The sequence below is a fragment of the Alkalilimnicola ehrlichii genome (assembly GCF_003399765.1).
Classification (GTDB): Bacteria; Pseudomonadota; Gammaproteobacteria; order Nitrococcales; family AK92; genus AK92.
The window spans coordinates 1-14060 of the sequence record NZ_NFZV01000010.1; the positions used below are offsets into that span (position 1 = coordinate 1).

11 protein-coding genes, 3 tRNA genes and 2 pseudogenes are annotated in these 14060 nt (G+C 55.7%); 11 read left to right on the plus strand and 5 right to left on the minus strand.

Translation table 11 applies throughout. From position 1 onward, the window contains the following. Both CAI21_RS10965 and purB read right to left on the minus strand, forming a co-directional pair. Positions 1–255: DUF7931 domain-containing protein (locus tag CAI21_RS10965; RefSeq protein WP_147305099.1), on the minus strand; the 255-nt coding region annotated here is incomplete at its 3' end. Positions 256–368: 113 nt separating this feature from the next. Next, the gene (gene purB, locus CAI21_RS10970) at positions 369–1736 is read right to left on the minus strand and encodes an adenylosuccinate lyase (protein WP_116302329.1); all 1368 of its coding nucleotides are present in this window, start codon (positions 1734–1736) and stop codon (positions 369–371) included. A gap of 243 nt (positions 1737–1979) precedes the next feature. On the opposite strand from purB, the pseudogene CAI21_RS10975 reads away from it, so the two are divergent. Then, positions 1980–3322: pseudogene (locus CAI21_RS10975) on the plus strand (class II fumarate hydratase). A gap of 307 nt (positions 3323–3629) precedes the next feature. Here CAI21_RS10975 and CAI21_RS10980 read toward each other — a convergent pair. Beyond that, positions 3630–4304 (minus strand): RibD family protein, encoded by a 675-nt coding sequence (locus CAI21_RS10980; protein WP_116302330.1) that lies wholly within the window; start codon positions 4302–4304, stop codon positions 3630–3632. A gap of 261 nt (positions 4305–4565) precedes the next feature. Between CAI21_RS10980 and uvrY the strand changes: the two genes are divergently transcribed. From uvrY to CAI21_RS11015, 8 genes and pseudogenes are all read left to right on the plus strand, one after another. Further along, complete coding sequence (uvrY, locus tag CAI21_RS10985) at positions 4566–5207, plus strand: UvrY/SirA/GacA family response regulator transcription factor (RefSeq protein ID WP_116302331.1); 642 nt, start codon at positions 4566–4568, stop codon at positions 5205–5207. Positions 5208–5596: 389 nt separating this feature from the next. Then, a pseudogene (gene uvrC / locus CAI21_RS10990) lies at positions 5597–7074 on the plus strand (excinuclease ABC subunit UvrC); the annotation flags it as partial. Positions 7075–7107: 33 nt separating this feature from the next. Beyond that, on the plus strand, positions 7108–7353 hold the full coding sequence (locus CAI21_RS26265) for a helix-hairpin-helix domain-containing protein (RefSeq protein WP_472973967.1): 246 nt from the start codon (positions 7108–7110) through the stop codon (positions 7351–7353). A gap of 5 nt (positions 7354–7358) precedes the next feature. Then, entirely contained in the window at positions 7359–7928 is a 570-nt protein-coding gene (gene pgsA / locus CAI21_RS10995; RefSeq protein WP_116302332.1) for a CDP-diacylglycerol--glycerol-3-phosphate 3-phosphatidyltransferase, read from the plus strand. 67 nt (positions 7929–7995) lie between these two features. After that, positions 7996–8071 (plus strand) — tRNA-Gly (locus tag CAI21_RS11000). Between the two features lie 147 nt (positions 8072–8218). After that, positions 8219–8292, plus strand: a tRNA-Cys gene (locus tag CAI21_RS11005). 36 nt (positions 8293–8328) lie between these two features. Next, positions 8329–8415, plus strand: a tRNA-Leu gene (locus tag CAI21_RS11010). A 358-nt stretch (positions 8416–8773) separates the two neighbouring features. After that, on the plus strand, positions 8774–9412 hold the full coding sequence (locus CAI21_RS11015) for a radical SAM protein (RefSeq protein ID WP_116302333.1): 639 nt from the start codon (positions 8774–8776) through the stop codon (positions 9410–9412). 103 nt (positions 9413–9515) lie between these two features. Here CAI21_RS11015 and fabB read toward each other — a convergent pair whose 3' ends face one another. Together fabB and fabA are read right to left on the minus strand one after the other, a co-directional pair. Further along, complete coding sequence (fabB, locus tag CAI21_RS11020; protein WP_116302334.1) at positions 9516–10733, minus strand: beta-ketoacyl-ACP synthase I; 1218 nt, start codon at positions 10731–10733, stop codon at positions 9516–9518. A 272-nt stretch (positions 10734–11005) separates the two neighbouring features. Next, positions 11006–11533: a bifunctional 3-hydroxydecanoyl-ACP dehydratase/trans-2-decenoyl-ACP isomerase gene (gene fabA / locus CAI21_RS11025; protein WP_116302335.1), complete on the minus strand. Its 528-nt coding sequence runs from the start codon at positions 11531–11533 to the stop codon at positions 11006–11008. Between the two features lie 561 nt (positions 11534–12094). Here fabA and CAI21_RS11030 point away from each other — a divergent pair. After that, complete coding sequence (locus CAI21_RS11030) at positions 12095–12547, plus strand: hypothetical protein (RefSeq protein ID WP_116302336.1); 453 nt, start codon at positions 12095–12097, stop codon at positions 12545–12547. Beyond that, positions 12481–14058: a transglycosylase SLT domain-containing protein gene (locus tag CAI21_RS11035; RefSeq protein ID WP_147305100.1), complete on the plus strand. Its 1578-nt coding sequence runs from the start codon at positions 12481–12483 to the stop codon at positions 14056–14058. Before CAI21_RS11030 ends, CAI21_RS11035 begins: the two co-directional genes overlap by 67 nt. The last annotated feature ends 2 nt before the right edge of the window (positions 14059–14060 follow it).

The window sequence follows — 14060 nt, forward strand, 5'->3', positions numbered from 1 at the left end:
AAGGATGGCGGGGCGAGGGTCGTGGATAAGAAACCGGATACGGGTGTTGCGCCGTCGTGCGGCGACCATGCGTCTTATCGCGTCAATGAAGGGAAGGCTACCGTAGAGGGAGGCTTCCAGGTCTCGACTGACGATGGCTATCTCGTGCTCGGTTTGCGCTGCTAACGCTTCCGTTGCAGCTTGTACCCGAGCGGATGTACCGAGATCAAATACTTCGCGTGAATCCCCGAGTATAAGATGATCGAAATCGCTCACGCCTACCTCCCGCTGGCTGTCATCTTCCACATCTACGGTAACGGTAACGGGAAATCAGCGCTATGGGCAGCCTTGGGGCGGATGGTTCCCCAAGGCTGCTGCGGCCGAAAACCTTAAATAGCCTTCGCTTGCGCTTCGGCGTTACCGAGGTAATTCCAAGGCGTTAGCGCGCTTAGTTCTTGTTTTGCTTTGTCAGGCAACTCAAGATTGGCGATAAATCGCTCAAGGGCGACGTTATCGATGCGTTTGCCGCGGGTCAGCTCTTTAAGCTTCTCGTAGGGGTTTTCGATGCCATAGCGTCGCATAACGGTCTGAATCGGCTCGGCAAGCACTTCCCAGTTTGCCTCCAAGTCCGCTCGCAGCCGGGCTTCGTCAATATCTAACTTGCCTAAGCCTTTTTGCAGTGCCCGATAGGCAATAAGGCTGTGGGCCACGCCAACGCCTAAATTACGAAGCACGGTAGAGTCGGTTAAATCGCGTTGCCAACGGGAAATAGGCAGCTTACTGCCCAAATGGGCGAAGACCGCATTAGCGATGCCGAGATTGCCCTCGGCATTTTCAAAGTCGATTGGATTGACCTTGTGCGGCATGGTGGATGAGCCGACTTCGCCGGCGATGGCCCGCTGCTTGAAATAGCCTAGGGAAATGTAACCCCATACATCGCGTGCAAAGTCGATCAGGATGGTGTTGATCCGGGCGAACGCGTCGAACAGTTCGGCAATGTAATCGTGCGGTTCGATCTGCGTGGTATACGGATTCCAGGTCAAACCCAGGTCTTTTACGTACGTTTCTGCCAATGCCGGCCAGTTAATGCCCGGATACGCACTCAGATGCGCGTTGTAATTACCGACAGCGCCATTGATCTTGCCAAGCATTGGAACATGAGCGATTTGCTCCCGCTGCCGCCGAAGGCGATAAACCACGTTCGCCAATTCCTTCCCAAGCGTAGTGGGAGAGGCCGGTTGACCGTGTGTCCGCGACAACATCGGGACCGCTGCATACCGATGCGCTAGCTCGCGCAACGTCTGGATGACCTGGTCGACCAACGGCAAGACGACCTCTTCCCGGGCTGCCCGCAACATCAGGCCGTGCGATAGGTTGTTAATGTCTTCCGACGTGCACGCGAAATGCGTGAACTCGCCGATCGCGGCCAGCTCGCCGTTCTCGGTCAGGCGCTGCTTTAGGTAGTACTCTACCGCCTTGACATCGTGGTTCGTGGTGCGCTCGATGTCTTTTACCTTCTGCGCTTGCGCAGGCGAGAATTCCTCGATGATGCGTTCGAGGTGAGCGGTGGCCTCGGCACTGAAGGCAGGCACCTCGCCGATTTCAGGGTGGGCGGCTAGCGCCTGTAACCAGCGGATTTCCACAATCAAACGGTAACGCAACAGGCCATATTCGCTGAATATGCTCTGTAGCTCGCTTGTTTTATCTCCGTAGCGGCCGTCGACGGGAGATATCGCGGTTAAGCGGGTCAATTCCATAGCGCAACACCCTTAAAGTCACCAATTCTTGGAAAGGCGCTGATTCTAAACCCTGTCGCTACGTCACGCACCCCCAATCCTTCCGATTTCCGCCGATACCCATAGCTAGTCGCTCGCGCTCGCTCGGTTTTCAGTTTGCGCTACGGCGAAGTGGCGTTAGGTTAGGTGGTAAATCCATCGGACGAGAGGTGTCGAGCTGTGGCGCATAAAAAATACCGAAAGGTCACCGATAGCTTAGGCGAGATGCAAGTGCCTGCGGAGGCCTTGTACGGCGCCCAAACGCAGCGAGCGGTTGAGAATTTTCCCATCAGCGGGATTCCTGTGCCGCGGATGTTTATTCGTGCGCTGGGGCTGATAAAAGCCGCGGCTGCGCAGGCCAATCAAGAGCTTGGCGGTTTAGACGCAAAGCGAGCGGTAGCCATTATCGAGGCCGCCGATGCGGTGGCGACGGCGACTACGATAAGCAGTTTCCTGTCGATGTGTTTCAGACCGGCTCCGGTACTAGCAGCAATATGAACGCCAACGAGGTTATTGCAAACCTTGCGAGTGCCGCTTTGGGCGAGGTCGTGCATCCAAACGATGACGTCAATATGAGCCAAAGCAGTAACGACGTCATTCCCACAGCGATCCACGTAAGCGCCGCCTTGGCCGTGAGAGAGCGGTTACTCCCGGCCCTGCACGGTTTGGTCGACAGCGTAGAGGGGCGTAGCAAGGAGTTGGAAACGGTCGTTAAGACAGGGCGGACGCACCTTATGGATGCAATGCCGGTTACCTTAGGTCAGGAGCTTGCCGCCTGGGGATCGCAGTTACGCCATGGAAGAGAACGGATTACGGCAAGCTTAGAACGGATTCACTGCTTGGCGATCGGCGGCACGGCCGTCGGTACCGGCGTTAACGCTCACCCTGAGTTCGGGCATCGCGTCGCAGCGATATTGGCGAAACGCACAGGTATTGCGTTCCAACGTAACGAGAATCTGTTAGAAAGCCTTAGTAGCCAAGATGCCGCCGTGGAGTTGTCCGGGCAACTAAAGGTGTTGGCTGTCAGCTTGATGAAAATCGCCAACGATTTGCGGTGGATGAACAGCGGTCCGCTAGCCGGTTTGGCAGAAATCGAGTTGCCGACGCTACAGCCGGGCAGCAGTATTATGCCTGGCAAAGTAAACCCCGTGATCCCGGAGGCGGTTGCCATGGTCGCAGCCCAAGTCATAGGGAACGACACCGCCATCACCGTTGCTGGTCAATCGGGTAATTTCCAACTTAACGTCATGTTGCCGGTGATCGCCTATAACCTACTGCAAAGTTTGGAGATCTTGACCGGAGCTGTTAGCGTTTTGGATGCAAAGGCGGTACAAGGGTTTACCGTTAATCAGTCGCGTATGGACGAGGCCTTGTCCAGGAATCCGATTCTAGTAACAGCTTTAAACGCCGTGATTGGGTATGAGTTAGGCGCTAGTATCGCGAAACGTGCTTACCGCGAAGGGCGTCCGGTGTTGGCGGTAGCGGAGGAGATGACTGATTTATCGCGCGAAGAGCTTGAGCGTTATCTGGATCCGGCAGCACTGACTCAGGGCGGCGGACATGCATAAACGATCGGCCGCAGGGAGCGTCTTTCCTGCGGTTTGGCCAAAGCCGCCTTGCATACCGTGAGCGGCCGCCGTAGCCGATGAGGCGTATGATGCCGCCAAGAGGTAAAAGACGCTTTGCACGCGCGACGGGAAAGCTTAGCGCGTCAACCCCGATCATAACGGGCAAAGAGCTGGTCGCTACCGGCGACCGCTTCAGCGTCGTAATAAAGCCAGCGCAAACGAAACCCCGCCGAGTGTGGCAATAGCGGGCCTTCGACCAACATGTCGCTACCGTCCGCAGTCCCGCCCAGGCAGCGGGATACAGAGGTTAAAAAAGCGTATCGAGCACATTGCTCGCCAGCAGGCTATGGAAAATATAAGGGCCTGCTACCGAATAGATGCGTTTGTAGCCGCGTTCGCCAAGTGTGTGTATCGATTCTCTAGCATCCAGCTCTCCCGGCTGTTGAGTTCGAATCACCTCGATACCATGTTCTTCAAGCCGTGCGATCGCGTTTGCGTCGGCATCGGCGGGAGAGAGCACGATAATTCGACGACCTTGCCGGAGTAAGCGGTGCGGAATCGGAAATTCGAGCCCGCGCGTAAATATGGCCACGTCGGGTTGAGGCGGGAGGCGATTGAGCGTACGCCAATTATGTAGATCCTTGAACTCGGATGCCGGACTCACCGGCAAGATATCCTGCGCCGTACCGCGGGCGAGCTGGCGCAGATAGTGGCCGCTGGTCAGTATGAGGTCGGCTCTTGCCGCTAACTCTTGAAACAAGCGCCAATCGCGTGGGTTCGCCGTATGCGGCGGGACTTTGCGCTGGCGGTCGTTAGGGTCGACAATGGCGATCCGGCCATCGAGGCTAGTAACAAAGTTTGTGTACACAAATGGCGTATGAACAGGCTTGCCCCCTTCTAATTCGGCGTTGAGATACAACCCCTGTATAGGCACGCGTTTGGCGGAGGGTGGATATAATTCGATAACGGATGTTTGGTCCATGATGGTCCCCTTCTACGAAACGGCGGTGTTTCCTTAAGGCTTCGGCGTCCTCCAAGGCCGCAGTTCTCGGTAACGAGAAGTCGATATCCATGCAATGCGGTAAGATAACGTTTGGCGAAGCTAATAGAAGAATGACCCTAATAGCCCGTTCATGCTAAGCGCCGTAGCGATCAGCTGGCGATCTGGTATAGGATTGCCGGGTGCAGACCAAGGAGTGGATATGATAATGAGACGGGACTTGAATGGCGAGGTAGGCCATAAATGATTAACGTCGTTTTGGTGGATGATCACCAGTTAGTCCGTAGTGGCATACGAAGGCTATTGGATGATGCGGAAGACATCCAAGTGTGTGGGGAAGCTGCTTCTGGAGAAGAAGCGTTAAAGCTCATCAAACAATGCCAACCCGACGTCGTACTAATGGACGTCAACATGCCTGGTATCGGTGGGTTGGAAGCAACTCGCAAGCTCCTGCGGATTGATGAACAGTTAAAGATTATCGCGTTGACGGTTCATGTCGATGAGCCTTACCCCAGCCGTTTGCTCGAAGCAGGCGCATTGGGGTATCTCACGAAAGGTTGCGACGAAGACGAAATCGTCTCGGCTATAAAAACGGTCGTCAAAGGCGAGCGTTATATTGGGGCCGATATCGCACGCCAAATGGCGCTGTCCGGCCTTTCGGGCATGAAGAAGAATCCGTTCGATCGGCTGTCGCAACGTGAAGTGCAGGTCATGATGATGATTACTCAGGGGCACAAGGTACAGGAAATCTCCGATGTGCTTTGCTTGAGCCCTAAGACAGTGAGTACTTATCGTTATCGGCTTTACGAAAAGCTCGGAGTCGAGAATGATGTCGAGTTGACGCATTTGGCCATACGTCACGATATGATCGATCAACTGCAGTAAAGTGCGATTTTCTGGTTAACGAAGGCGGATAGTGTCGGGGACGGCTAGCACTCCTTAACGTTATTCGCCGTATTTCCAGGGCTAGGCGCGCCTCGTAGGCAATGGCTATCGCCGGAGCAACACAGCGCCAAGGGGGTGGGAAAATGCTCCCTCCGGGCGCGCCGCAGGCGCAGAGTAGCTACATATCGAAAGGAGATCGAACGTTACGGCATTTCACGCCGTTGCCGCGCAATGCCACCCCCCCAATATAGAGCTATCGAACTCAGGAGGCTGGAGCAAGCCTCCCGGTTCGCGGATAGATTCGTAGTAACATGACGACCTCCAGTTCGCAAGCGTTTGATCCCAAAGCATTTGTTCGCACCCTAACCGAACGGCCCGGCGTTTATCGGATGTTGGACGAGCAGGGCCAGGTGATTTATGTCGGCAAAGCGCGCAATCTCAAGCGTCGGGTTGGTAGTTACTTTAATCGCTCCTTAACGGACCGAAAGACCATTGCCCTTGTTTCGCAGATTCGCGGCATAGAAATCACCATCACGCATACCGAAGCGGAAGCGCTCATCCTTGAGAACAATCTCATCAAGCAGTATCGACCTCGGTACAACGTGCTGCTACGGGATGATAAGAGTTACCCCTTCATTTACCTGTCAAGCCAGCAGGAGTTTCCCCGGCTGGCCTACTATAGAGGCGGGCGCAAGGCGCCTGGCCGCTATTTCGGGCCTTTTCCCAGCGCGACGGCGGTTCGCGAAACACTCAACTACTTACAGAAAGTATTTCCGATCAGGCAGTGCGAAGACAGCTTCTTCCGTAGCCGCTCGCGCCCCTGCTTGCAGTATCAGATCAAGCGCTGCACAGCGCCTTGCGTTGGTTTGATCAGCGCCGAAGACTATCAAGCGGACGTCAGGCATGCGGTGATGTTTCTTGAGGGTAAGAGCGGTACTGTCATCGACGAATTAATTAAACGCATGGAGCAGGCCTCCGAGCGTTTAGCCTTTGAAGAAGCTGCGAAATTGCGCGATCGTATAGCGGCTTTACGCACTATTCAGGAGAAGCAGTACATCACTGGCGAACGCGGCGATCTTGACGTGGTGGCCTGCTCGGCGAAAGGCGGCATGGCGTGTGTGCAAGTGTTTTTCTTTCGCTCGGGGCACAATTTAGGTAATAAGACGTTCTTTCCGAAAGTGCCGCAAGGGATGGCCACAGCCGACATCCTTTCCGCTTTCCTTGCGCGCTACTATCTAGGGCGCCGAGCACCCAAAGAAATCCTGGTTAGCGACGACATCCGAGAGCAGAGTTTGCTGGAAGAGGCGCTAACGCGAGAGACCGGCCGTCAGGTCGCCATAAGGCCAAGTGTCCGCGGAGAGCGGCGTCGTTGGCTTGATATGGCGCTGCAAAACGCCGAACATGCTCTCGACTCCGTGCTCGCGAGTCGCGCTAGCATGGAACGGCGCTTCGAAGCGCTCCTGGATGCGCTTGGCCTGCCCGAAGTCCCCGAGCGAATCGAGTGTTTCGACATCAGTCATACGCAAGGCGAAGCCACGGTGGCTTCCTGTGTCGTGTTCAATCGCGAAGGCGCGTTAAAATCCGATTATCGTCGTTTTAACATTGAGGGCGTGGCGCCAGGCGACGACTATGCGGCTATGCGCCAAGCCTTACTCCGGCGATACACCCGGCTTAAGAAGGGCGAGGCGCCGTTGCCGGACCTGCTGTTAATCGACGGCGGGCGAGGGCAGCTGGCACAAGCGGCCGAAGTGTTGGACGAACTTCAAATAGTCGGGGTGACTATCGTTGGGATAGCGAAAGGTCCGGCGCGTCGACCCGGCGAAGAAACGTTGTTTTTGCCCGCGACGAGCGCGAGTACCATTTGCCGCCGAATTCGCCGGCTCTGCATCTGCTGCAACAGGTGCGCGATGAAGCGCATCGGTTTGCCATAACCGGGCACCGGCAACGGCGGGCAAAGGCCCGCCAAGGTTCGGCTCTGGAAGATATCCCGGGGTTAGGCCCTAAGCGCCGACAAAGCCTGCTAAAACAATTCGGCGGTATCCAGGCGGTGACTCGGGCGGGGGTGGAGGACTTGGCACGCGTGCCAGGCATCAGTCGCGCCTTGGCCGAACAGATTTATGAAACTTTCCATAGCGAACGGGGCTAAGAAGAATGCAACTAAATACTCCTAACATCCTGACGCTGCTCCGAATCGTGATGATTCCGGTGCTTGGTCTGGTGTTTTTATTGCCTGCTCCGTGGATGAACGTTTTTGCCGTCGTTATCTTCGCATTGGCGGCCGTTACGGATTGGCTGGACGGGTATTTGGCACGCAAACTCGGTCAAACATCCGCCTTTGGGGCGTTTCTAGACCCTGTTGCCGACAAGCTGATCGTTGCGGTAGCGCTTGTGGCATTAGTTACTATCCATGCCTCTCCCTGGCTGGCGGTACCCGCGGCGATTATTATCGGCCGCGAAATTGCGGTTTCCGCTTTGCGCGAATGGATGGCAGAAATCGGTCGGCGCGCGAGCGTGAAAGTTAACGTTATCGGTAAGATAAAGACGGTTGCTCAGATGGTGGCGATCCTCGTTCTGCTTGCCGGTCATGACATCGCAGGCATCCCTTTGCAGACTATAGGCTTGTGGTTACTCTATGTAGCAGCGGCACTTACCCTTTATTCCATGATCGTATATCTGATCGCCGCATGGCGGGAGATGCAGCATGTGGACTCTACGCCCTAATATGACGGCAAAGCTGTACAGGGGTTGACAGGAAGCAGCATTTGATTAGAATAACGCCCACATCGCAGCGGGAATAGCTCAGTTGGTAGAGCACAACCTTGCCAAGGTTGGGGTCGCGAGTTCGAGTCTCGTTTCCCGCTCCAGATTTTGAAAACCCCGGCGCAGAACCGGGGTTTTCTTTTTCTTGCGATGCCGACACGACGTGGCATAATATGCCGCCTCGATACTCGCCAAGCGAGGCGAGTGTTGGTATCATCTCGGTGCCTGCTAATAGGTGTCGTGAAAGCAAGGGCTAGGTGGCAGAGTGGTTATGCAGCGGCCTGCAAAGCCGTGGACGTCGGTTCGATTCCGGCCCTAGCCTCCATCTTTCGGTATCCGTAAACGATGGGGTACGCATTTTGCCCGGATGGCGGAACTGGTAGACGCAAGAGACTTAAAATCTCTCGCCCGTAAGGGTGTGCCGGTTCGATTCCGGCTCCGGGCACCATTCCTTTATACGCGTATTATTGCATTCTCAAGTAGTGCATAATACGACCCGTGGAGTATTGCCGAGTAACGTTTTCTTAAGCGCAACGGCGCCTATAGATAGTCGTTAGCCGACCCGATAAAGTTGGCGGCTTTCAAACCGTCAATACCCCTCCCGGTTGAGCCTTAAAGCACCGTTTTCTTTATGCTAGCCTCGGTTTAGTGTGCCTGTTTAAAAAGGTTGTTAGGGCGCACCATATCCAGAGTGCACAGGATTGCTTCTTACGCTGGACGCCGCTAAGAAGCGCTTTCGCGAGCAATAAGGCTCGTATCCCAGATAAGTTACAAAACAAAACTACAAGGATGTTGGAGGAGACGATATGGAAGACGTTGACAAGAGGGCGCATTCAGTTGCTACGCCAGCGCCGCATGGCGCACTAGCAGCTGAATGCTCGACAGAAGCCATCCACCTCATCAAGGCTGCCGACCGACTTCGCATTTATTCCGTGACGAGTTTGGATTCGCAGGCCTTCCCCGGTCGGCTGGCGACGGTCGTATGTTGCGGGGGCGAGCGGCTGCTTCCCGGAACACAGCCGATCTATTCCTGGCGAGCGATCGAGTATTTCCTGAAACGCTGTAGAGGTCGCGTTTCAAGCATAGTGTTTAGCGGCCCTAATGTCTTACTGGAGGAAGCGTTACCCTGTGCCATCGAGCGCGCCCTCATGCTGGGTTGGGCGGTCGGACTCCGAACAAACGCGGAGGAACCCGAGCGTCTGCGGGAGCTGCTGCCCAGGCTTTCGTGGGTGAGCTTAGAGTTACCGCTACCCGGCAAAGCGCTGTCGGCGGTTGGCGAGCAAGCCAAGGCGAGTCTGCGAATGCTACGCACTGCTGGCATCCCATTCGAGTGTCGAACGCCGCCGTGGTCGGGCGATCATCGTTCAGCCTATATTCGGCGGCTAGGTAGCCAGCTGGCCGAGCTTGGCGTAGAGCGCTATACGGTTACCTTACAGCGGCATTAAAAGCCTATCGAAAAGCGCTATCGTAGAACGTCGGGTGGGGCGGTAGGGAGCAAGGAGAAACGAAGCTGGCCGGCTTTCATGAACCGGCCAGCTTTTGCGCTATTTAGCCTCGATAACGCTGCAAGACCAACGTCGCGTTTGTACCGCCAAAGCCAAAGCTATTCGACATGACGGTGTTAAGGCCGGCGCCGTCGATGCGCCGGGTGGCGATCGGTAAACCTTCGGCTTCCGGGTCCAGCTCGCTGACATTGGCGGATGCGGCAACGAAGTCGCCTTGCAGCATCAAGAGGGAGTATATGGCTTCCTGCACACCGGCAGCCCCTAACGAATGCCCCGTGAGAGACTTGGTCGCGCTTATGTGCGGAACGTCGCTCGGGAAAACTTCCTTAATGGCTCGCAATTCCGCAACGTCGCCCACCGGCGTACTGGTGCCGTGGGTGTTAATGTAGTCGACCTTGCCTTCTACATTCTGCATGGCTTGCTGCATGCAGCGTATGGCGCCTTCGCCGGAGGGGGCCACCATGTCGTAGCCGTCGGAGGTAGCGCCATAACCGACCAGCTCCGCATAAATGGGGGCACCGCGGCGCAGGGCATGCTCAAGCTCCTCTACGACCACGATCCCCGCGCCACCCGCAATGACAAATCCGTCACGACTTACATCGTAAGGGCGCGAGGCGGTGTCGGGGCTACTGTTGTACTTAGACGATAAAGCGCCCATTGCATCGAACAAGCACGTCATCGTCCAATGCTCTTCTTCGCCGCCACCGGCGAAGACAATATCTTGCTTGCCTAGCTGGATTTGTTCCATCGCATTGCCTATACAGTGCGCGCTCGTCGCACAGGCAGAGCTGATGGTGTAATTCACGCCCTTAATCTCATAGGGCGTCGCCAGGCAGGCTGAAGCGGTACTGCTCATTACTTTAGGAACGGCATAGGGCCCAACGCGCTTTACGCCGCGCTCGCGCACGGTGTCGGTCGCCGTTAACAGCGAAGACGTCGAGCCCCCGCCCGAGCCTGCGATAAGCCCCGTGCGGGGATTAGAAACCAACTCTGGCGTTAGGCCAGAATCTTTTATCGCCTGTTCCATAGCAATATAGCTATAGGCCGCGGCGTCTCCCATGAAACGTCGCGCTTTGCGCGGAATCAATGCATCGAGATCTATATCGACAACGCCGGCGACTTGACTCCGCAAGCCCATTTCGGCGTATTCCTCTTTGAAGCGAATACCTGATTTTCCAGTGTATAACGCCTCTTTAACGGCTTCCTTGTCATTACCGAGGCAAGAAACGATGCCTAATCCACTAATGACTACTCGACGCACAATCAACTCCTCAATCCAACCCCAGGGGTGTATATGCGGTCTCCGCCGCTTCAGGTAACGCTGCGTTAAGCTCTCAGCCCCTATCGGCTATGGCGGTACGCAGTACTACCTTTGGGCCTCAACAGTCTTTATATTGAGTGCCTTTGGAGCATCGCTAAACCGGCCTATTGGGCGAGATCCAAAATAAGCCGACCTTGTTGAAGCCCTGTCCTTTACTGCTCACTGGCACTATGCCTTACGCATACGATATGCGGGCATAAACCGAATTGCGCCTACTTAGAGGCGGAGAGGGCGCTCGGTTCGGTAAACAGCCCCACCTTAAGGTCGCTTGCAGAGTATATTTGGGTACCATCAACGCTAACCGCACCGTCCGCAATTCCCATGACCAAGCGGCGCCGTATTACGCGCTTGAGGTTTAGGTGGTAAACGACTTGTTTCGCTTCCGGCAGCACCTGTCCAAAGAACTTAACTTCGCCGCAACCGAGCGCTCGCCCTTTACCATTGCCACCGGTCCAGCCGAGGAAGAAGCCGACAAGCTGCCAAAGCGCATCTAGCCCAAGGCATCCGGGCATGACGGGATCGCCTGGAAAGTGGCATTGGAAAAACCACAAGTCTGGGTGGACATCCAACTCGGCGATAATTTCTCCCCGGTCGAAGGCACCACCGCTGTCGCTGATTTTGGTAATCCGGTCGAACATTAGCATGTTCGGAACCGGAAGCTGCGGATTGCCGGGACCGAATAGGTCTCCATAGCCGCAGGCAAGAAGTTGTTCCCGGTCGAAGCTTTCCTGTTTGGCCATTCAACTACCTAAATGTTGCGCATGTATGTTATCGACATGCCGTTATCGGTTTGTCATCTTGGTTTTATTTGTCGCTCACTTGGCATGCGTCTTCTTCGGCCATAAACCCAGAAGAAGAGCAAGCGGACTTGTTAAGTGAGTCTTCTCCATGCAGCTACTTCACCTGTATCGGCGGAGCAAGACCTCGCTTAACCATCTGGCTCGCTCAGGTCCTTACCGGACAGATGCCGACCGCTGCCAGTGCGCATAGTAAAACACCTGCGCGGCCGGGTCATCACGTGGTAGGCGATACAGTGCGGTAAAGCGGCTATTTGTGATGCTAAAACGTCGACCGAGTCCGATTTTCGGTAGAAGCTATCACCTAGACTGGTTTGGCTTCTTGATCCCGGACAACGGTGTGGAACGCTGGGTGAGCAGGTAAGCCGCGCGACGGATAGCCTGCTGGCAGTCCCAGGCGGCTGAATGCCGGATACGTATATCAACGAAAGGTAGCTGCCGTCGTTACGGCATAGCTTGCCGACAATTTCTGGGTTACTGCTAATAAAGTATGCTGGGGAGAATATGCGTCACCTCATACGGTTTGTCGCACTAGTGGCCGTGACCGCTGTCGCAACGTCGGCAACGGCGGCGATAGACGATACGCAACGCGAACGTTTCCAAGCGGCGCTGTCAGCCATTCAAAGCGGGGCGGCGGTTAATCTCGATGAAGTCCGCGAGGAGCTGGACGGTTACCCGCTAGCGCCTTATCTGGACTACTACTATTTGAGAAGGCGGCTAACGCCTGCTTACGACGAATCGATCAAAGCCTTTCTCGATCAACACCAAACGCTTCCCGTGGCAGGCTTGTTGCGCAGCGCTTGGTTACGACAGCTGGCCTCCCGGGGGGACTGGGCGGTTTTTCGAGATTATTACACCGGTAGTGCCAATACGCATTGCGGTGTTATGCCTTGCAGTCTCGTTCCGACGCCATCGATACAGAATGGTTGGCCGAGGCTCGCGAGCTTTGGCTGGTAGGTTCTTCTCAACCCCGTGCCTGCGACCCAGTGTTTGCCGAGTTATATCAGCGTAACGAGCTTAGCGCTGACGAGATCTGGCAACGCATAGAGTTGGCCATGAACGCGGGCAATCAGAATCTTGCCCGTTACCTGGGCCGCCATCTCAATTCCTCGGACCGCCGCTGGCTTGAGCACTGGTTTGAAGTCAGCAATCGACCTTATGCCGCTTTGCGCTATCCGCCCTTTGACGCAACGCATGAAAGAGCAGGGCCGTTACTTGCACATGCAGTGGAGACAATTGCGCGCCGGGACATTAATGGCGCATGGGCTCGTATTCCGCGCTTAGCAGAGTTTGAAGGTGTGACGCCGGAAAAGCTCGACCAGGTGCAGCGCTCGGTTGCCTTACGCGCGGCTCATAATCGGCGAGAGCAAGCGCTGGAGTGGCTTGACAGCTTGCCGGATAGTGCAGTCGATGTAGAGGTACGCCGTTGGCGGGCGATTCTAGCCAGAGGAGAGCAAAACTGGCCTCGTCTACTGATTGCTATCAACGATCTGCCGCCGGCAGAACGTGACCGTGCAGAATGGCGTTACTGGCGCGGATACGCGCTGGATCATATAGGCGAGACCGCTCTGGCACGCTTGATTTACAGCGAGTTGGCCCAGGAGAGAAACTACTACGGGTTTCTCGCGGCAGATGCCGTTAACCAGCCGTATAACATGAACTCCGAACCCGTACAGTACGCGCCGGAAGATCTTGAGCGGGTTGCCGCTACGGAAGGGCTGCGTCGTGCTCTGGAATTGTTCGAGTTAGGCATGTTGATAGATGCGAGGCGGGAGTGGCATGCAGGTTTGGATGCCATCGACTCCGAGGAATGGCGCTATGCAGCCGTCCTCGCAGCCCAGGTAGGTTGGTACGATCGAGCAATTATTACCGCCAACAGGGCTGGGCTACATAATGCGTTGGAGCTGCGTTTCCCCATTGGGTATCGCGATTACATCACCCGTTATAGCGAGCAGCACAATTTAGAGCTGCCCTTAACCTTCGCCTTGTTGCGTAAGGAAAGCGCTTTTATGCCGGACGCCGTATCCTCTGCGGGTGCTCGGGGGCTGATGCAGGTTATGCCCGGAACGGGGCGTGACGTAGCCCGTCGCGTTAATATGCGATTACCCAATAATGGCGCTCTGCTCGATGTGGACACCAATTTGCAGTTGGGTAGCGCTTACCTGCGCCAGGTGCTGGATCGTTTCGGTAACAACCCTGTGCTGGCGATGGCAGCCTATAATGCCGGCCCGCATCATGTAGACCGATGGTTGGAGCGCAATGCCGGCCAGCCGGCCGCTCTGTGGGTAGAGAACATAAGCTTTCGCGAAACACGGGAATACGTTAAGGATATTCTCGCCTTTGCGGCCGTCTTCGATTGGCAGATAAACGGCCGCAAGCCGCGCCGTATTACGGACTTAATGTACAGCCTCGACCAACGGGAGACGGCCTGTACGTTCATCCCTCAGAACAACACCGGAGGATGTTGAGA